Here is a 17,748-nt window from a genome sequence, read left to right as displayed (position 1 = left end):
TGATTCATGGACGCTTTTAATCCAACCGCTCCGACCTGGACTGAACCCGCCATCCACGCTCACGAGTTTTGCTGCCCGGCTTGCCATAAGTCTTGCCTCGAAGCCGATCACGTTTGGGTGAATCGACGATCGCCCGTCTTTTCAGACGACTATCGCAAAAAGTGGCAAGAATTTTATCAATGTCAGTGTGGTCAGGTCTGGTGGGCATGGAGTAATGATCGTCCGCCGTCAGAGTTGCCTAACTGCGATCGTCCGATGATGGATATTTTTAACCCGTTTGACGACCTTTGAGAATGAGTGTAGAAGCCCAAAAGTCAAACAGCCGATTAGATATTTATACTGCGTCTCTACAGTATGTCTCTGGGTCTAGCGCTTGAGTTTTACCCAAGCGATACTCTGCCATTGCTCCGGCTGCAAGTTTGGCAAGCGCATCCTGAGACTTTGCAAATGACCCATCCCATTGAACTTCATCTTCAAGTTCTTCTAAAATCATTATCGCGATCGCATCTTGCTCGCTCGCAGGCAAGGTCTTTAATCGGGCGATCGCTTGTTCAAGCAATTGAGTCACAGTTATTAACCTCTTCAGCAAGAGACATTACTAATTATATCGATCGCTTTTCAATCACTGCTAACACTCATAATCAGAGCGACGTAACTAAACGCAAAATGCTGGCGATACTACAAATATCATGACCGATGTGCTTCCATGTACGATCGTAGCAAGGTATTGATTTGAGTTTGATAACCTTGTCCTTGAGATTTGAACCACTCTAAAACATCACTATCAATTCGTAACGTCACCTGTGCCTTGTTTTTTGCCACAGGTAACCCCCGTCGAACCGTAGCCTTGGCAAAAAGGTCAGGCGTAATTTCTGGGCAATCCGATAAATCAATGTCTTCATCACTCATTGCATCTAGTCGTTGCCAATCAGTTTGAGAGTTGCTCGAAATAGGCTCGTTGCTCATATTTAGTTGCCTTTCTTGCGGAAATAATGCGGGTCAACTCATCCCGTTCAGTATGGACAACAGCGACAACTCGCCCCTGCAATAAACCGAACGTAACAAAACGCTGCTCTCCGTAGCTGTGGCGATCGTCTTCAACCGTTACCATATCTCCATCAAACACGGCGGAAACGTCAACAAAATCAATTCCGTGCTTGTGAAGATTGGAAAGACGCTTTTCTTCATCCCATTCAAACTCCATTGCTGGACGATCGCTACAGCTCCCTTATTGTAGTTACGTTTTGTCGTTACAGTTATCACTGCTCAACCCTCTTAAATATCATCCCCGATCGCCCCAACGCTCCCCATCGAATGCGACAATAAACCCGTCCCTTGTCGCAAACTCTCATGTGGCGTGTCATCGTTTACTGTTCTGCTGATAGCTGGCGCATTCATGCCACTGCTTTTAAAGCCATTGCCGCAAAATATCAAACCAAACCGCTCTCTAGCAAGAAGATGAAAGACGATGAGCGGCGAATTATGGAATTTCAGGTAGAAGACGTGAATGATGCGGAGTCTTTTCAAGATGAGTGCATGACGATCGAAGGATTTACCGCGCAGTTTGAGTCTTTGTAGGGGAGCGATCGCAGTTCAAACGATCGTCTGTGTGAATTCAAGATAAAACTCCCGGCTAGTGCAAATTTAGGGGAGAAGTAAGTTTTACTAGGCGAAGGGTCTTCTAAAAGTTTCATGACAAAGCAGCGATCGGATCTCAAAATTCTCCTTTTACAAATTCGTAGCGACACGATCACTCGGCTAGAAGAGTTAGACGAGTTTGTGCGCTATGGTCGCTTAGAGGCACATCAGTTTTCAGTGCTGGATGTCTTTGCCACACCTGACTTTAGCCCCGCTCAAATCGATGGCTACGACGCTCTATTCATCGGTGGTTCTAGTGATGCCTCGGTGACTCAACCCACGTTATATCCTTTTGTCGAGCCGACTAAAAAGCTGATCATTCACTGTCTTGACGAAAGCATTCCCGTCTTCGCCTCTTGCTTTGGGTTTCAGGCGGCGGTCGAAGCGCTAGGAGGCAGTGTAATTGTCGATAAAGCGAATATGGAGATGGGCACCTATCCGCTTTGGTTGACTGAAAATGCGGCGAGTGATTTGCTTTTTCACGATGTTCCTGATGGCTTTTTAGCCGTTTCTGGACACAAAGAACGGGCGGTATTGATGCCCGAAGAGGCAATTTTGTTGGCGTACTCTGATCTCTGTCCGTTTCACGCTTTCAAGATTGCTAACAAACCGTTTTACGGCTTCCAGTTTCACCCCGAAGTCGATGCCCATGATATAGCCGTTCGCATTAGTCGCTATCAAGCGCGATATTTAGACGAGCCACATCTGCTCGATCACATCTTAAATCAGTTGCAAGACACGCCGATCGCCAACCAACTGATCGAAAAGTTTGTCGATCGCATCTTGTTAAAGTAACGTGAATTCAATGAGATCCCTCGCTGCGGTTGCACCTCTGGAACGCCCCCTAAATCCCCCACCAGTGAGGGACTTTGAACTAAAAATCGGGACTGAAGTCCCCCAGAATGGGGGATTTAGGGGGCACAAGCCCTCTACAACGAAGCGAACAACCTCATCGAACTGACGTTAAAGCAGATCTAAAATCTCTTGGGCGGCTCGATCGCACACTCCCACTTCTCCCACGGCGCGACGCATTTCTTGATAGTCTGCCAGCATTTTTTGACGACGATCGGGCTGAAGCAGCGAGATCGCTTCCTGAACAATATTTTCTACGGTTGCCTCGTCTTGCAGAAATTCGGGGACGACTGGCTTCATTTCCACCAGATTGGGCGGCGACATAAAGGGAATCGAAACTTTGAGGATCTTTTGAGCAATCCAGGCAGTAACGCGATTGACGCGATAAAGCACCACTTGCGGCACATCTAACAATGCCATTTCGAGATTTACGGTGCCCGATTTTGTGATTGCCAAATCTGCGGCAGCGATCGCTTGCAAGGTCGTCTGTCCTTGATTGCTGTCTAACAAAGTCGCCCGCAATCCGTATTCTGTGATCGCTTGCTCGATCGCCCAGCGATATTTCTCCAACGCTAGCGGAATCCAGAAGTGAGCTTGGGGCAACTTTTCTTGAATTTGCTGTGCCGCTTCAAAGATCACAGGCATCAAATACTTTAACTCTTGCTGACGAGATGCAGGCAACAGCACGATCGCCGTTTGGTCTGACGGAATGCCCAGAGACGATCGCGCCTCTTCTCGACTCGGAGCCGCTTGCACTCGATCGACTAATGGATGCCCAACCCAGGTCGCTTTTCCGCCTTTGCGTTTGAAATAGTTGGCTTCTTCTTGAAAGATTGCCAGAATTTTGCTGGTTGCGCCGATAATGCGATCGGTGTTGTAAGAACTCGCTGACCACACCCACTCTTGAGGCGCAATGAAATAAACCACTGGCACTTGAGGCAAATGTTTGGGCAAATAACTACAAAACGCCACATTGGGACTCATGTAGTCAATCAACACCACCACATCAGGCGGATGGATCTTGAGATATTGCTTTGCTTGCTGCTGCACCTTTAGAGTGGGCAATACATAGGGCAAAGATTCGAGCAACCCGATCGAGCCGATCGTGCTAGTGTGTCCGAGCAGTTTTGCTCCGGCTTCCTCCATACGATCGCCGCCCAAGGCCAGAATTTCTAGCTCAATGCCGAGTGTTTGCGATCGTCGCTGCAACGCTTGAATCAACAAAGCACCTTGGAGATCGCCAGAGACTTCTCCTGTGCTGATAAAAACGCGGACTGGTTTTGACGGTTGGAGCGGTTCATCGGTCATCCGTCATCCCTCGTGCGTTTTCCGGGCGTTAGTCCTCTTCTTCCAGGCATCAAAGACTGGCGAATAAACCACTGTAAGTGCTGCAAATGCGCGTTTTCAGGGAGTAATTCTAGCTGCTCAATCGCTTCATTCAGCGTCAATCCCGAACGGTAGATTAACCGAAACGCCTTCTTCAACAACTGCATGGTCTGCCCGTCATGCTCATCTGCTAAGCCCGATCGCTGCAATCCGATCAGATTTAGCGATCGCACTCGTGAGGGATTGCCCTCCACAGTCATATAAGGTGGAACGTCACGATCGATACGAGCCATGCCACCGACCATCGCGTGTCGCCCAATATGCACAAACTGATGAACGCCCAGCACGCCACTCAACCGCGCTCGTGATTCAATGTGAACGTGACCCGCTAAAGCCACCGCATTTGAGATGATCACCTGATCTTCGATCGAGCAATTATGCCCAACGTGAACGTTTGCCATCAGCATATTGCCATTGCCGATCGCCGTGACTTCACCTGCAAACGTGGCTCGATGAATGGTCACAAACTCCCGAATCTGATTATCGTTGCCAATCTTAACCAAACTGACCGCCCCGTCATATTTCAGATCTTGAGGCTCTAGCCCAATCACCGCCCCCGGAAAGATGTGATTGCGATCGCCGATCTCGGTGCGTCCCTCTAGCACCACATGATGACCCACGAGACTCCCGGCTCCCACCGTCACCTTGTCCCCAATCACCGCATAAGCCCCCACCTGCACCGTTGGATGAAGTTGAGCACCGGGATGAATAACCGCCGTTGGATGAATCAGGGTTGCCATAAAATTGCAAAACCCAAAATTAACTGACTAACGCAAACATTAAATCACCTTCGCAAGCCAATTGACCGTCTACTTCGGCACGACCGCGCATCTTACCAAAACGACGAGCCTTGACAGACAACAGTTCCACAGTCATGACAAGCTGATCACCGGGCACTACGGGGCGACGAAACCGCACGTTATCAATGCCAGCAAACATAAACAGTCCGCCCTGCACGTCTGCCATTTGGGTCAGCACTACGCCGCCGACCTGCGCCATTGCCTCAATAATTAGCACCCCTGGCATAATCGGTTTGCCCGGAAAATGTCCTTGAAAGTGCGGCTCGTTAAAGGAGACATTTTTGATGCCGATCGCCATTTTTGCAGGCACATAGTCAATAATCCGATCGACCATCGCAAAGGGATATCGATGCGGCAACAGTGCATGAATTTCTTCAACGGTGAACACGGTTTTTGGGGGAGCGGTTTCGGGGGCCTCAGTGGGCAGATCAACCGGGAGCGCAGCCGCATTTTCTGAATTTGTATCAATCAGGGTTGACATGAGTTGGATGGTGAATATAGGGCGAGGGAAATTTTTTGGGCAAGCTGGGTGTGCAAACGGTGACTTGCTTTATAGGCAAGAAAATGGGCGATCGGCACAGTTCCCAGCAAACTCAAGTCCCCTATTAAGTCTAAAAGCTTATGGCGCACTGGCTCATTTGAAAATCTCAGCGGAGGATTCAACCAGCCTTCAGCGTCGCATACTAAAGCATTTTCTAACGAACCCCCTTTGATTAAACCACTAGCGCGAAGCTGGTCGATCTGGTGAGCTAACCCAAAAGTGCGGGCCGGGGCAATTTCAGTCAAAAAAGAATCGCGATCGGGCGACCAACTATGCCACTGATTGCCGATCGCCGCTAACTCAAAATCAATTCCATAGCTAAACCGCAATTCTGGAGCCGGGATCGCGGCAACAAACGCATCGCCTTGATGAATCCAAATCGGTTCTAAAAGCGATCGGGTGACTCGTGCAGATTGAGAAACGGTGCCAGCTTGAGCGATCGCGATCGCCCATTCTTGAGCGGAGCCATCTAATAAAGGCACTTCAGCCCCGTCAATCTCAATTCGAGCATTGTCAATGCCCAGACTCACCAGCGCTGCCAGCAAATGTTCAACTGTGCGAACCCTAGCATCGCCTTTGATCAACTCAGTCGAGAGCATTGTGGGGCTAACCGCCTCAATTTGGGCAGGAATAATCGGCTCATCGGGCAAATCAACTCGCACAAAATAGCGCCCTGCTCCAGGGGCGGCAGGTCGAATTCGCACCTGGGTTGATGTTCCAGAGTGTAGCCCAATGCCCGATCGAGTCACCTCCTGCGCCAGAGTGTGTTGTAAAGACAAGCTCGGGCTGGTTTCTGCCCCTAACCGAAACCCAACTTCTGCCATTAGAATCGCTCTCCAAACCCAAAGCGAATGTTGTTCCCGCCTTGATCATTAATACCAAAATCAATCCGAATCGGGCCGAGAGGAGACTGAACCCTTACCCCAATGCCATAGCCAAGACCACTTCCTGGCTTACCTCGCACACCTGCTGGATCACCTGGAACATTTTTTCCAGTGCCTAAATCAGTAGCAGCATCGACGAATAAAGCACCAGAGATAATCGAGAAGAGGGGAAACCGATATTCTGCGGTGGCTTGCAGATAGCTACGACCACTGCCCACGTCGCCTTCGTCATAGCCACGCACCGAGTTTGTTCCACCCAGTGGGAACGCTTCATAGGGTGGCAGATCGCCCACTATGGTGCCGCCTTGAATGTTAAACGCAAACGCTTGCGGGCAGCCTCCTGTAGGCGGTTTTTCTCCAATCCTAAGAGGTTTATTGTCTCGACATCCTGGCGTAAATCGAGTCAGTCGCGTTGGAACGTAAAAGCTATAGTTCCCTCGCAATCGATTAAAGAGAATGCTGCCACTGCCCAACGGCACCGATTGCTCAGTGCTAAAGCTGAGAACCGAACCACTGGTCGGAGTCAGAAAGTTGTTGCGACGATCGCGCACAAACCCCAACCTGGCGGTGATCAAGTCATCTTTGCCGCTTGAGTCAAAGCTCAACAGGTTGCCTAGCTCATCTCTAGGACGGAGTTTGCCATCGGCATCTCGAATCGAAACCCGTTGATATTGCAGTCCGAGCGAAGCGTTCCATTCAGCGCGTTTAAACACATTTCGTTCGAGAGGGCGGTTAAAGGTGATGCCGCCACCCGTTCTTAAGACACGAGGACGATCGCCGTTTGGTAACTCGATTTCTGGGTCGCCGCCATCAAAGATTAGCGAAATTGTCCTGCGTCTAAACAGGTTAACCGTGTAAGACGTGCGGAACGGATCGCCCCCAATCCAGGGGTCAGTAAAGCTCAGGTCAAAGAGTTGATCGCGCTGACCAATCTGCACTTCTGCATTCAGCTTTTGGTTATTGCCGCCCACATTTTGCTGCTGATAGCTGACGCTGCCAAACAAACCACTTGCAGAGCTAAAGCCCCCGGCAACACCAATATTTCCAGTGTTCTTTTCGGTGACGTTGGCGACCACAATCACTTTACGAGGGTCTTGACCTGGGTTAAGGGACAGCTTGATGTCTTCAAAAATGCCTAGCCCAAACGCCCGTTGCAGATCTCGTTCAGCCGTCGTCCGGTTAAACACATCGCCCGGTTTTAGCTCAAACTCACGAGTGATGATGAAGTCACGAGTGCGACCACGAATCGGATTGCCTTTGGCATCCTTATCTTCGCCCTGCTTGTCGACAAACCGAACTTGCAGCCCTTCGACCACCCCTTCTGCAACTTCTAGCGTCACCGAGCCGTCAGCCGCAACTTTAGGCACATTGACCACTTGGGCTAAGACATAGCCGTTGTCCTGATACCACTTGGTCAAGGCTTGAATGCCTGTCTGAAGCTGTCGCAGATTTAACGTGGTGCCATATTGCGGACTAAAGATATCACTGACGACTTTAGCAGGCACTACACGAGCGCCCTCTAGCTGCACAGACTTTAAGACGGGGTTGGGCTGCACCTCAAAGGTGACTCGCACCCCAAGTGGCGTATCTGCTGGCGTTGCTTTGACATCTTGAAAGTATCCGGTCGCAAAGATGGCATTAATGTCTTCTTGCAGCTGAGAGCGAGTGGTCGTCCGTCCAGGCTGAGTGCGAATGACTCGATAGACCTCAGCTTGCAGATCTGCCTCTGCACCGACAACAACTACTTCGCCAACCAGCACTCTAGGCTCTGGTTCAGTGGTTTCGGGTGTTGGAGTAGCAGGTGGAGTGGTCGAAGGTACAGCAGGGGTTGCGGGTTGGCTATCGGGTGCTGGAGTTTCTTGGGGAGTCGGCTGCGCCGTTGGTGGCGGCGAGGTCTGACTACCAGGTGCTAACGGCGCGGTTGGAATAGTCAGCGTGGGCGAGGTCGGAGACGGTGGGTTAAGCTGGATTGGCGTGGGCTGCTGCTCGTCAACTGCGCCTCCCTGAGTCTGAGAAATTTGAACTGCGGCGATCGCCAATTTTGACCGAAAAGGTTTTGCCAAAGGCTGGGCTGCGATCGTATCCGGGACAGAAACCCCGGCAACCTTAACCGTCTCAACAACGACATCTTGGCTCGATCGCTTTCTCAGCGCGATCGCCTTTTCTTGCTGTTGACTCGGTTTAGCAGCAGAATTTGTCTCCATCGCCTGAGTAGAATCTACCCGTGACTCTTGGGAGCCGTCAGGGGTTTGGGCTTTTGCAGAATTCGACCAGCCGACGGTGGCGACAGCCGCAAAAGCTGCCATTAAAACAGGGGATAAGCGCATTTTGTTCACGTTACTTGGCACGTCCTCACACCAGAATTCTGCTATGAGCAGACTCAACATCACAATATCAAGAAGCGGTTACAATCCTTAGCAAACTGTGAAATTCTACCGCATTGTTGGGGTTCACCACTCATCAATCAACTCAATCCCTGAAAGACGATCGAGCGTTGTTTTTTAGACGACTTGACCCAAAACTCGCTCTAACACTTGCCGATAGGCTTCTTCAACGTTGCCTAAATCACGACGAAAACGGTCTTTATCCATGACGCGGCGATCGGGGTCAGTTTCAGTTTGGTTCCACAAGCGGCAAGTATCAGGGCTGATTTCGTCGGCTAAAAGAAGTTGATTTTTTGAATCAATGCCAAACTCTAGCTTGAAGTCCACCAGAGTGATTCCACACTGGTCAAAGAAAGCCGTGAGCAGGTCATTGATCCGCAGGGCCATTCTTCTTAGTTGATCCACCTGATCATCGGTAGCCAGATCAAGTAGACGCAGCCGATCGAGCGTCAGCAGAGGATCACCCAAGTCATCGTTTTTGTAGTAAAACTCCACGAAGGGTTTGCTGAGAATTGTTCCAAGCTTCAGACCTGTCTGTTGACAGAGACTACCCGCCGCAATGTTCCTGACGACGACTTCTAGTGGCAAAATTTTTACAGATTTAACCCGCATCTCATTAGGTGCAGGGCAGTCGATGAAGTGAGTGGGCACCCCGTTAGATTCCATTAGCTTGAAGAGGTGAGCAGACATCGCACAGTTGATTTCTCCTTTGCCTTGGATGCTGCCTCGCTTTTGAGCATTAAAGGCAGTGGCATCGTCTTTAAAGTGCGTCAATAGAATGTCTGGATCGTCTGTGGTGTAGAGGATCTTAGCTTTGCCTTCGTAGATTTTTTGTCCGATCGACATAGCAACGATCGCTCCCAAGCGCCAAATTTGAGCCTAACCATTGTACCGTTCATCTGTTAACTTACGGCTCCTCTCCAAGTGGTCTGAGGAGGTTGGGTTTCAGCCAACAGTTTCCCCTGCGAAATGACAAAGCGGACGATCGCACGCCGCCGAATCGCATTGGTGCGATCGTCCGCATCCAGAACGATTAAATTTGCAGGTTTGCCGACCTCGATCCCATAGTCTTCAAGGTGCAGCGTTTTAGCTCCGTTTCCCGTCACCATGTCATAGCAAGCGTCAATTTCTGAAGTTCCGGTCATCTGACAAACGTGCACTGCCATCGACGCGACATCTAACATATTGCCCGTGCCGAGCGAATACCACGGATCTTGCACGCAGTCATGCCCTAAGCTGACATTTCTGCCCTGCTGCCAGAGTTCCTTAACGCGAGTTACTCCACGACGTTTGGGATAGGTGTCAGTTCGTCCTTGCAGCGTGATGTTAATGAGCGGATTGGCAATGAAATTAAGCTGAGTGCGTTGCAGAAATCCCAAAAGCTTGAAAGCGTAAGCGTTATTGTAAGAGCCGAACGCTGTCGTATGACTGGCAGTGACTCGTGAACCCATCTCTGATCGAATTGCACAAGCGGCAACCACTTCTAGAAACCGAGATTGGTCGTCATCAATTTCATCGCAGTGAATATCGATTAAGCGATCGTACTTCTCCGCCAGTTCAAAAATGCGATGCACCGATCGCACCCCATCCTCACGAGTTAGCTCATAGTGAGGAATGCCGCCCACTGCATCCGCACCCATTTTCATGGCTTCTTCGATCAATTCGTCGTTTTTGGGATTGCCATAGATCCCATCTTGCGGGAACGCCACGATTTGCAAAGTCATCCAGTCTTTAACTTCTTCTCGCACTTCTAGTAAAGCTTGCAGAGCCGTCAAACTGGTTTCACTGACATCGGCGTGACTACGAACAAAGAGAACGCCTTGAGCCGCCTGCTGTTTGAGGGTGGCGATCGCCCGTTGCTTCACGTTATCGAGCGAAAGATTTTGCTTATACTCTCGCCAGATCTCGATGCCTTCAAACAAGGTGCCGCTTTGATTCCAGCGCGGATTTCCGGCAGTCAGCGCTGAGTCGAGATGAATGTGCGACTCTACAAAAGGCGGACTGACTAGTTGTTCGTGAATGTTTAACTCAAGGTGAGTCGTAGCCTCGATTTGGGGCGCGATCGCGGCAATCTTACCGTCTTGAATCGCAATATCTACGGTTTCGCTCTGACCCGATGGGCGCAGCAATCGACCCTGCTGTAAAATAACGTCGTAGACAGGCGTAGTCATAAAATTTGCACCTTTTGGCGATTGTCACGATTCATCCACTTTATCGGATGAGGATAGTGCAAAGAGTGCCAAAAGGTGCAGTCTGCAAAGGAAATTGCTATTTAATAGCTGGGGTAGCTTTGCCGTTCGAGCAGTGGCTCTAACCAGGGTTGAAACTCGTCTCGACGAAAGATTTGAGCGCGACGACGATAATCAAATCTGACTAAACTAGGCAATCCATGTTTGCGAAGACAGTCTTTAATCCAGGAGGCAACGCCTTGTCCGGCTTCAGGCAGCATCTCAGTTTGAAAAGGACCATACATTAACACCAGTTGACTGTTGGTTTGAAGCGGTGCATCTCGCTCGATTAGCTTCGTCAAACTGATTTTAGTATTTGCAGGGCGACTGCGGTTTGATTCTCGCCATTGATGCGAGGGGTGCGGTTCGGCTTTAGAATCGGGTCGATTTGCTTTGCGAAGCTCTGAAGCGGTGCTCGTTTTAGCGTGGGAATGAGACGAACGATGAGAATGGCTGTGTGGCATAAAACTCCTTACGAGAGAATAGAAAGATAGCGGATTCACCCCTGCCATCTATCGCAGACCTCATCAGGAGCCGTCTGACCTATTGGTAAATGCAACCTAAGTCAAGGTGTAAATCTTTATGTCTCAATAATATTATCTTTTCTAAAAAACCGCAAACATTAGTTTATCTATAGGTCAGGTTTGTATAGACAATCACAAAAATGTGGTACGCGGACGTGAGCGATCGAGGGTTTAGTTCAGACACTACAATCTGTTCTACTAAATCTGATAAGTTAGCTTGAGACTTATAAAGTATAGATAACGGTGAATCATGACTGTCTGCGAATTTAGGGCAGGTCTAGAAGGCGTTCCAGTAACCCAGTCCAGCATTAGCTTCGTGGACGGGCAAAAAGGCATCTTGGAATATCGGGGCATTCCCATCCAAGAACTTGCTGAAAAAAGCACCTTTTTGGAAACTGCCTATCTGTTGATCTGGAAAGAATTACCAACCAAAGAAGAATTAGAAGCCTTCAAAAATGAAATTCGATATCATCGAAGGCTGAAGTACCGCATTCGAGACATGATGAAGTGCTTTCCTGAAAGCGGTCATCCGATGGATGCACTCCAGGCTTGCGCGGCGGCGTTGGGCTTGTTTTACTCTCGCCGTGCTTTAGATGACCCCACCTATATTCGGGAGGCGGTCGTCAGGCTTTTGGCAAAGATTCCGACAATGGTTGCCGCCTTTCAACTGATGCGAAAGGGAAACGATCCGGTTCAGCCACGCGATGATTTGAACTACGCCGCCAACTTTCTCTACATGCTGAATGAGAAAGAACCTGACCCGCTAGCCGCCAAAATTTTTGAAGTGTGTCTGGTGATTCATGCCGAGCACACGATCAATGCCTCTACGTTCTCGGCAATGGTGACGGCTTCGACGTTGACCGATCCCTATGCGGTGATTGCGTCTGCTGTGGGCACGTTAGCAGGTCCGCTTCACGGAGGAGCCAGTGAAGAAGTGATCGAAATGCTGGAAGAAATCGGCTCGGTTGAAAATGTTCGTCCTTATCTGGACGATCGGCTTCAGCGCAAAGCCAGAATTATGGGCTTCGGGCATCGAGTTTATAAGGTTAAAGATCCCAGAGCCATTATTTTGCAAGAACTTGCAGAACAACTGTTTGAAAAGTTTGGGCACGACAAATATTACGACATCGCGACTGAGCTAGAACGAGCCGTCGAAGAAAAACTTGGTGGCAAGGGCATCTACCCCAACGTCGATTTCTACTCAGGCTTGGTTTATCGCAAGCTGGGAATTCCTACAGACCTGTTTACGCCTGTGTTTGCGATTTCTCGCGTCGCGGGCTGGCTGGCTCACTGGAAAGAACAATTGAACGAAAACCGGATCTTCCGACCAACGCAGATTTACACTGGGCTGCATTCAGTACCCTATGTATCGATCGACGATCGCTAACTTAACCCCAGATACGGGGTGTCACCCCTCTTGCTCTCTCAGCGATCCCTTGCAACTATAGTCAGGTGACGATTTTCAGGAACTCCAGCCTCCAAGCTTCTTGCGTTTGGGGGCTTCTTTTATGGAAAGTTAAGATCGGCAACTGTCAGAAACTCCGAATCGCCGCCTGACTCAAATCAGTATTCATTGGAATGAATGCAGACGATTGAATAATTTGATGACCAAAAGAGCTATAAATTCAGCACTTTGATGCGGTTCTGTTCCATTAGGAAAGATATACTGATAGGCGTTGAATGTCGCCCAAAAACTTCATCTTCAGGTGAGTCAGTGGCGACTAGAGAATGACTTGACGCAAGTTGGGAAAGCATGAACCCAGGAATTGACCTTCAAGGAACTTTTATTGAATCTGTCAGAGGTTTTGGCATCCCGCCTGGGGCTGCGAGAGCACTTTGGTTGCCTTTGCCGATGCTGATCATGCTGGTGGCAGCAACGGTGAGCGTGTTGGTGTTAGTTTGGCTAGAGCGAAAAATTTCTGCCGCCGCCCAACAGCGAATTGGCCCAGAATTTATCGGCCCGTTGGGCATTTTGGCTCCTCTAGCAGACGGGCTAAAGCTAGTTTTTAAGGAAGATACTACGCCATCTAAAGCAGATGGGCTTCTGTTTACATTGGGCCCGGCGATCGTCGTCATTCCCGTTTTTCTCTCTTACCTGATTGTCCCGTTTGGGCAAAATCTGATCGTCGCCGACGTGGGAATGGGCGTGTTTTTGTGGATTGCGCTGTCTAGCATCGTCCCGATCGGGCTTTTGATGTCGGGCTATGCCTCTAACAACAAATACTCGCTGTTAGGTGGTTTGAGAGCCGCCGCCCAATCGATCAGCTATGAGTTGCCGTTGGCGCTGTCGGTGTTAGCGATCGTGATGATGTCTAATTCCCTCAGCACTGTAGATATTGTGCAGCAACAGTCAGGCTACGGCATTCTCGGCTGGAACATTTGGCGACAACCCGTCGGGTTTTTGATCTTTTGGATTGCCGCCCTGGCAGAATGTGAGCGCATTCCTTTTGACTTGCCAGAAGCCGAAGAAGAACTCGTCGCTGGCTATCAGACTGAGTATTCTGGGATGAAGTTCGCCCTCTTTTATCTGGGTTCTTACGTCAACCTCACTCTGTCTGCGCTGCTGTTCGCGGTGCTTTATCTGGGCGGCTGGGAATTTCCGGTCAGCGTGAGTACGATCGCCAACTTGATTGGTGTGAGTGAAAACACTCCCTGGCTGCAAGTGAGCTTGGCAACGCTGGGCATCACGATGACGTTGTTAAAGGCTTACTTTTTGGTCTTCATTGCGATCTTGATGCGCTGGACGGTTCCCCGCGTGCGGATTGACCAATTGCTAGACTTGGGGTGGAAGTTCCTCTTACCCGTTTCGCTCGTCAATTTGCTGCTCACGGCGGGTCTAAAGTTAGCATTCCCGATCGCGTTTGGCGGCTGACCCTACTCTCATTTTCTGGAGAACACGGATGCTCAAGTTTCTTAAGCAAGTTGGTGACTATACCAAAGAGGCGTTTCAGGCGGGTAAATATATCGGTCAAGGGCTGTCTGTCACCTTCGACCACATGCGCCGCCGCCCCATCACCGTTCAATATCCCTACGAAAAGCTGATTCTTTCAGAGCGGTTTCGAGGGCGAATTCACTTTGAGTTTGACAAGTGCATTTCTTGCGAAGTCTGTGTGCGAGTTTGCCCCATCAACCTGCCCGTGGTCGATTGGGAATTCAACAAAGAATCTAAGAAAAAGCAGCTCAAGCATTACAGCATTGACTTCGGAGTTTGCATTTTTTGTGGCAACTGCGTCGAATATTGTCCAACCAACTGTTTGTCGATGACTGAAGAATATGAGCTGTCAACTTACGATCGTCACGAGTTAAACTACGACAGCGTAGCGTTAGGTCGCCTCCCTTATAAGGTGACCAACGACCCAATGGTGACCCCTTTAAGAGAATTTGCTTACCTGCCCAAGGGGGTTACTGATCCTCACGATCTCCCCGCAGGTTCGCGTCGTTCTGGGTTGCGCCCTGAAGAAATCTTAGACAAAGAACCTAAAGCATAGGAGTGAAGGACGTGAATTTAGCGGAAGGGGTTCAAATCGTCTCGTTGGGCGTGTTGGCAGTGATGATGCTGGGGTCTGCATTGGGCGTGGTGCTGTTAAAGAACATCGTTTACTCAGCCTTCTTGCTGGGCGGCGTGTTTATTAGCATCGCGGGACTGTATTTGTTGCTGAATGCGGACTTTGTGGCGTTTGCTCAAGTCTTGATTTACGTCGGAGCGGTCAACGTTCTGATTTTGTTTGCCATTATGCTGGTCAACAAGCGCGAAGATTTCAAAGTAGTGCCGAGAATGTGGATTCGTCAGGTGGCAACGGCGCTCGTGTGTTTTGGCATTTTTGCCCTGCTGGGAACGATGGTGGTGACGACTCCTTGGGCGATTTCGACCGAAACTGCTGTTGGAGATTCTTCGATCGTCCGCATCGGTCTACATTTCTTCAGCGATTTCTTATTGCCCTTTGAGTTGGCTTCGATATTGCTGCTAATGGCGTTGGTGGGTGCGATTGTGCTTGCCCGTCGTGAGTTTCTGCCCGAAACTGAGCTTGAGGCGGGTGAAACTGAATCGCTGACCTTGCCAGAACGTCCGCGTGATCTGATTACTACGGGTCGCGGCGATAGCACTATTCAATAAGAGTTTGGGACTATGCAACTTCAGTACTTTTTACTTCTTGCCGCCGCGCTTTTTTGCATTGGCATTTATGGCTTGATTACGAGTCGTAATGCGGTGCGGGTGTTGATGTCGATCGAGATCATGCTCAACGCTGTGAATCTAAATCTGATGGCATTTTCTAACTACCTCGATCCGCAGACGATTAAGGGGCAGATTTTTACCATCTTTGTGATTACGATCGCGGCAGCAGAAGCGGCGGTTGGGCTGGCGATCGTGCTTGCCATTTACCGCAATCGCGACACTGTGGATATGGAGCAGTTTAATTTGCTCAAGTGGTAGTTCATGGCAGAGATAATGGGCACGGCAGTGCCATGCCCGTACGCAGATTTAATTTGTAATTTTAAGGGTGCAAGCAGTTGCGCCTTTATTTTTTAGAATGATTTTGCGGTGATTTTTGCCAGTTGCTTTTATGATTAGAGGCATTCAAATCTAGTTTCCCTCAGTCAGCAAACCCTTTTCATCGCTGAATTTGCCCTCTATGTCTGAGACATCTCCCCTTCACGATCGCTATTTAGAACTCATCGATCAGATTGTGCAACTCACGCTCAAGGGCAACATTCGCTCTAAAGAGCAAGTTTATCAAATGCTGTTGCAAGAAGCCGAACCGGGCACTGGAGAAGACTTTGAGCAATGTTTGCGCGATCGCTTCACAACCACGCAGCAACAAGCCGACGATCCTAAAAACGAGGCAAAACAAGCGAAGGCAACTCGTTCATTAAGAGCGTTGCAAACGATTCGAGGAGAATGGGATCGCTGGCAAACTCAAAATCGATCGCGAGAAGCGATCGTCAGCGCACTGCATCAGATCACTCAGGCTGAATCGGCTCAACGCTTGCTGGCTTTCCTCAAGTTTACTGACCCCAATCATCCTCAAAAGCTTGCGCCTGAGCAGCTTAAACAACTGGCTGCTACGCTGCGCCAGCAGCCGATTTCTGATCCTGCAACGAAAGAAGAAATGCAGCAGCTTGCAGAAGGTATTGCCCGTGGGTTGGAGTCGTGGCAACATCTGCAAGGCCATCTGGTTAGCTGGATTTATGATCCCGATCAACTGGGATTTGGGGGTGCGTTAGGGCAGAATAATCCTTGGGCAACCTGGGCAAAACAGCCGATCGGAGCGGTGCCAAAGTCTCTATTTCAAGCGCTCTATGAGCAGCAGTCTGGCAGCGATTGGGCAGCGAGTCAGACCGAGGTGACGCTGGCAGCTTGGGTAGAGTTGGCGATCGTGCTGCAAGCGATCGAGCATGGATTGGTGAACTGGGCAGAAAATCTGGTCTATAACTCCAAAGCTGGGGCAAAACTGTCGATCGCAATTTTTCTGACATTTGGCGTGATTTGGTCGCAGTTGGCAAACGGCTTTAGTCGATCAACCTCGCTGAATTCTTTGAATCGCGATCGCTACACCGAAGCCGCATTCCGCATCACCCTGCAAGGATTACGAGTCTTTTCTCAACGCGATTATTTCCCGCTTTATGGCACCGTGTTTGCCTCTTTCACAGGAGGATATTTCCGCAACGCCATGAGCTATCTGAGCGAACCGCTTAAACACGCTGAGGGCACTCAAGAAAAAGCGCGAATTCTAACTTTATTGGGTTCATCACAGCGAGTTAGAGGGCCGCTTGACTTGGCAAAAGAGATGCATGCTATGGCGAGAGAAATCGCTCATGAAGCAGGCGATCGTCCCTGTGAAATTGCTAACTTGAATCATCTCAGCCGCATTGGTGTGACTGAAAAAGCCTACGCGGAAGCGATTAGCTATAGCCAACGGGCATTGATTTTAAGTCGGCAAAGCGGCGATCTCATGGGAGAAGCCAACGCCCTCGCAAATCTGGGTTACAGCGAGGTCTTTCAAGCCCAACAGCTTGAGTCAGCACCAGAAGTTTATGAAACAGCGATCGCCTATCTAGAACAAGGACTGGAACGCTCGGAAAGATTAGGAGACGGACAAAGCAAGGCACTTTGCTATACCAGTTTGGGCAATGCTTATGTAATTTTGGGCGAAGCGGAAAAAGCGCTGAAGTTTTTAGAGAGCGGCATTCGATCGTCTGAATTTTCGGGTGATCTCTATATTCAAGCGATCAATTTGGCTCATTTTGCTGAAGCGTTTTATCAACTAGAAAACTATGGTAAAGCAGTCTTATCCGCCTCTCTAGCCATGTATAAACTTGAACAAATGGGGTCTAACGATTGGCGACAGTCTGCTGGGTTACTCACCATTTTGCAAGGGCGATTAGGCGACTCATTTCAGCAAGTGTTAGAAGGACAGCGATCGTATATTCTTGAAGCGATCGGGGTGGATGGATACGACTATCTATCAGAGTTATTAGAACGATATCGAACCTCATCGTAGTCGAGATTTTT

Annotated in this window: 20 protein-coding genes; 9 read left to right on the top strand and 11 right to left on the bottom strand. The window is 49.5% G+C overall.

All coding sequences use genetic code 11. The annotated features are described in order from the left end of the window. The first annotated feature begins 6 nt into the window (after positions 1-6). On the top strand, positions 7-291 hold the full coding sequence (locus BRW63_RS15915; RefSeq protein ID WP_073072678.1) for a hypothetical protein: 285 nt from the start codon (positions 7-9) through the stop codon (positions 289-291). A gap of 43 nt (positions 292-334) precedes the next feature. On the opposite strand, the gene BRW63_RS15910 is transcribed toward BRW63_RS15915, so the two are convergent. From BRW63_RS15910 to BRW63_RS15900, 3 genes are all read right to left on the bottom strand, one after another. Continuing rightward, complete coding sequence (locus tag BRW63_RS15910) at positions 335-568, bottom strand: hypothetical protein (protein WP_073072676.1); 234 nt, start codon at positions 566-568, stop codon at positions 335-337. Positions 569-687: 119 nt separating this feature from the next. Next, the gene (locus tag BRW63_RS15905) at positions 688-966 is read right to left on the bottom strand and encodes a BrnA antitoxin family protein (RefSeq protein WP_073072674.1); all 279 of its coding nucleotides are present in this window, start codon (positions 964-966) and stop codon (positions 688-690) included. Further along, positions 929-1,204 (bottom strand): BrnT family toxin, encoded by a 276-nt coding sequence (locus BRW63_RS15900; RefSeq protein ID WP_073072672.1) that lies wholly within the window; start codon positions 1,202-1,204, stop codon positions 929-931. Before BRW63_RS15900 ends, BRW63_RS15905 begins: the two co-directional genes overlap by 38 nt. Positions 1,205-1,350: 146 nt before the next feature. On the opposite strand from BRW63_RS15900, the gene BRW63_RS15895 reads away from it, so the two are divergent. Both BRW63_RS15895 and BRW63_RS15890 read left to right on the top strand, forming a co-directional pair. Beyond that, the gene (locus tag BRW63_RS15895) at positions 1,351-1,578 is read left to right on the top strand and encodes a hypothetical protein (RefSeq protein WP_073072670.1); all 228 of its coding nucleotides are present in this window, start codon (positions 1,351-1,353) and stop codon (positions 1,576-1,578) included. Between the two features lie 114 nt (positions 1,579-1,692). Next, positions 1,693-2,433, top strand: coding sequence for a type 1 glutamine amidotransferase (locus BRW63_RS15890; RefSeq protein WP_073072668.1), 741 nt, complete (start codon positions 1,693-1,695; stop codon positions 2,431-2,433). 168 nt (positions 2,434-2,601) lie between these two features. Here the strand turns inward: BRW63_RS15890 and lpxB are convergent, their stop codons facing one another. From lpxB to BRW63_RS27275, 8 genes are all read right to left on the bottom strand, one after another. Further along, positions 2,602-3,798, bottom strand: coding sequence for a lipid-A-disaccharide synthase (lpxB, locus tag BRW63_RS15885; protein WP_073072666.1), 1,197 nt, complete (start codon positions 3,796-3,798; stop codon positions 2,602-2,604). Next, complete coding sequence (gene lpxA / locus BRW63_RS15880) at positions 3,795-4,616, bottom strand: acyl-ACP--UDP-N-acetylglucosamine O-acyltransferase (protein ID WP_073072664.1); 822 nt, start codon at positions 4,614-4,616, stop codon at positions 3,795-3,797. The genes lpxB and lpxA overlap by 4 nt, the downstream gene beginning before the upstream one ends. Positions 4,617-4,635: 19 nt before the next feature. Next, positions 4,636-5,157 carry a 3-hydroxyacyl-ACP dehydratase FabZ gene (fabZ, locus tag BRW63_RS15875; RefSeq protein ID WP_073072662.1) on the bottom strand — a complete coding sequence of 174 codons (522 nt, stop codon included), beginning with the start codon at positions 5,155-5,157 and terminating at the stop codon, positions 4,636-4,638. Further along, complete coding sequence (gene lpxC, locus BRW63_RS15870; RefSeq protein WP_073072660.1) at positions 5,145-6,041, bottom strand: UDP-3-O-acyl-N-acetylglucosamine deacetylase; 897 nt, start codon at positions 6,039-6,041, stop codon at positions 5,145-5,147. The genes fabZ and lpxC overlap by 13 nt, the downstream gene beginning before the upstream one ends. After that, positions 6,041-8,428 (bottom strand): BamA/TamA family outer membrane protein, encoded by a 2,388-nt coding sequence (locus tag BRW63_RS15865; RefSeq protein ID WP_073072658.1) that lies wholly within the window; start codon positions 8,426-8,428, stop codon positions 6,041-6,043. The genes lpxC and BRW63_RS15865 overlap by 1 nt, the downstream gene beginning before the upstream one ends. A gap of 174 nt (positions 8,429-8,602) precedes the next feature. Further along, positions 8,603-9,331 carry a phosphoribosylaminoimidazolesuccinocarboxamide synthase gene (gene purC, locus BRW63_RS15860; RefSeq protein ID WP_073072656.1) on the bottom strand — a complete coding sequence of 243 codons (729 nt, stop codon included), beginning with the start codon at positions 9,329-9,331 and terminating at the stop codon, positions 8,603-8,605. Positions 9,332-9,387: 56 nt separating this feature from the next. Continuing rightward, positions 9,388-10,656, bottom strand: coding sequence for a cytosine deaminase (gene codA, locus BRW63_RS15855; RefSeq protein ID WP_073072654.1), 1,269 nt, complete (start codon positions 10,654-10,656; stop codon positions 9,388-9,390). Between the two features lie 101 nt (positions 10,657-10,757). Beyond that, positions 10,758-11,177: a hypothetical protein gene (locus BRW63_RS27275; protein ID WP_083582985.1), complete on the bottom strand. Its 420-nt coding sequence runs from the start codon at positions 11,175-11,177 to the stop codon at positions 10,758-10,760. Positions 11,178-11,487: 310 nt separating this feature from the next. On the opposite strand from BRW63_RS27275, the gene BRW63_RS15845 reads away from it, so the two are divergent. From BRW63_RS15845 to BRW63_RS15820, 6 genes are all read left to right on the top strand, one after another. Next, a complete protein-coding gene (locus tag BRW63_RS15845; RefSeq protein ID WP_073072652.1) occupies positions 11,488-12,624 on the top strand; it encodes a citrate synthase in 1,137 nt (378 codons plus the stop codon). Between the two features lie 366 nt (positions 12,625-12,990). Continuing rightward, positions 12,991-14,109 (top strand): NADH-quinone oxidoreductase subunit NuoH, encoded by a 1,119-nt coding sequence (gene nuoH, locus BRW63_RS15840; protein WP_073072651.1) that lies wholly within the window; start codon positions 12,991-12,993, stop codon positions 14,107-14,109. A 28-nt stretch (positions 14,110-14,137) separates the two neighbouring features. Then, positions 14,138-14,725, top strand: coding sequence for an NAD(P)H-quinone oxidoreductase subunit I (gene ndhI, locus BRW63_RS15835; protein ID WP_073072650.1), 588 nt, complete (start codon positions 14,138-14,140; stop codon positions 14,723-14,725). An 11-nt stretch (positions 14,726-14,736) separates the two neighbouring features. Beyond that, a complete protein-coding gene (locus BRW63_RS15830; protein WP_073072738.1) occupies positions 14,737-15,351 on the top strand; it encodes an NADH-quinone oxidoreductase subunit J in 615 nt (204 codons plus the stop codon). A gap of 12 nt (positions 15,352-15,363) precedes the next feature. Then, on the top strand, positions 15,364-15,669 hold the full coding sequence (gene nuoK, locus BRW63_RS15825; RefSeq protein WP_073072649.1) for an NADH-quinone oxidoreductase subunit NuoK: 306 nt from the start codon (positions 15,364-15,366) through the stop codon (positions 15,667-15,669). A 199-nt stretch (positions 15,670-15,868) separates the two neighbouring features. Then, positions 15,869-17,737 carry a tetratricopeptide repeat protein gene (locus BRW63_RS15820; protein WP_073072648.1) on the top strand — a complete coding sequence of 623 codons (1,869 nt, stop codon included), beginning with the start codon at positions 15,869-15,871 and terminating at the stop codon, positions 17,735-17,737. Positions 17,738-17,748: the final 11 nt, after the last annotated feature.

The organism is Phormidesmis priestleyi ULC007 (assembly GCF_001895925.1).
Taxonomy (GTDB): domain Bacteria; phylum Cyanobacteriota; class Cyanobacteriia; order Leptolyngbyales; family Leptolyngbyaceae; genus Phormidesmis_A; species Phormidesmis_A priestleyi_A.
Note: the sequence above shows the minus strand (reverse complement) of the source record. Positions and strands in the feature narration are given on the sequence as shown.

Bases quoted from the DNA above. Each gene is read 5' to 3' on its own strand.
- BRW63_RS15900 (WP_073072672.1), bottom strand. From the start codon at position 1,204: ATGGAGTTTGAATGGGATGAAGAAAAGCGTCTTTCCAATCTTCACAAG.
- ndhI (WP_073072650.1), top strand. From the start codon at position 14,138: ATGCTCAAGTTTCTTAAGCAAGTTGGTGACTATACCAAAGAGGCGTTT.
- lpxC (WP_073072660.1), bottom strand. From the start codon at position 6,041: ATGGCAGAAGTTGGGTTTCGGTTAGGGGCAGAAACCAGCCCGAGCTTG.
- nuoH (WP_073072651.1), top strand. From the start codon at position 12,991: ATGAACCCAGGAATTGACCTTCAAGGAACTTTTATTGAATCTGTCAGA.
- lpxA (WP_073072664.1), bottom strand. From the start codon at position 4,616: ATGGCAACCCTGATTCATCCAACGGCGGTTATTCATCCCGGTGCTCAA.
- lpxB (WP_073072666.1), bottom strand. From the start codon at position 3,798: ATGACCGATGAACCGCTCCAACCGTCAAAACCAGTCCGCGTTTTTATC.
- BRW63_RS15915 (WP_073072678.1), top strand. From the start codon at position 7: ATGGACGCTTTTAATCCAACCGCTCCGACCTGGACTGAACCCGCCATC.
- BRW63_RS15905 (WP_073072674.1), bottom strand. From the start codon at position 966: ATGAGCAACGAGCCTATTTCGAGCAACTCTCAAACTGATTGGCAACGA.
- codA (WP_073072654.1), bottom strand. From the start codon at position 10,656: ATGACTACGCCTGTCTACGACGTTATTTTACAGCAGGGTCGATTGCTG.
- BRW63_RS15865 (WP_073072658.1), bottom strand. From the start codon at position 8,428: ATGCGCTTATCCCCTGTTTTAATGGCAGCTTTTGCGGCTGTCGCCACC.
- BRW63_RS15890 (WP_073072668.1), top strand. From the start codon at position 1,693: ATGACAAAGCAGCGATCGGATCTCAAAATTCTCCTTTTACAAATTCGT.
- fabZ (WP_073072662.1), bottom strand. From the start codon at position 5,157: ATGTCAACCCTGATTGATACAAATTCAGAAAATGCGGCTGCGCTCCCG.
- BRW63_RS15820 (WP_073072648.1), top strand. From the start codon at position 15,869: ATGTCTGAGACATCTCCCCTTCACGATCGCTATTTAGAACTCATCGAT.
- BRW63_RS15845 (WP_073072652.1), top strand. From the start codon at position 11,488: ATGACTGTCTGCGAATTTAGGGCAGGTCTAGAAGGCGTTCCAGTAACC.
- purC (WP_073072656.1), bottom strand. From the start codon at position 9,331: ATGTCGATCGGACAAAAAATCTACGAAGGCAAAGCTAAGATCCTCTAC.
- BRW63_RS27275 (WP_083582985.1), bottom strand. From the start codon at position 11,177: ATGCCACACAGCCATTCTCATCGTTCGTCTCATTCCCACGCTAAAACG.
- BRW63_RS15895 (WP_073072670.1), top strand. From the start codon at position 1,351: ATGTGGCGTGTCATCGTTTACTGTTCTGCTGATAGCTGGCGCATTCAT.
- nuoK (WP_073072649.1), top strand. From the start codon at position 15,364: ATGCAACTTCAGTACTTTTTACTTCTTGCCGCCGCGCTTTTTTGCATT.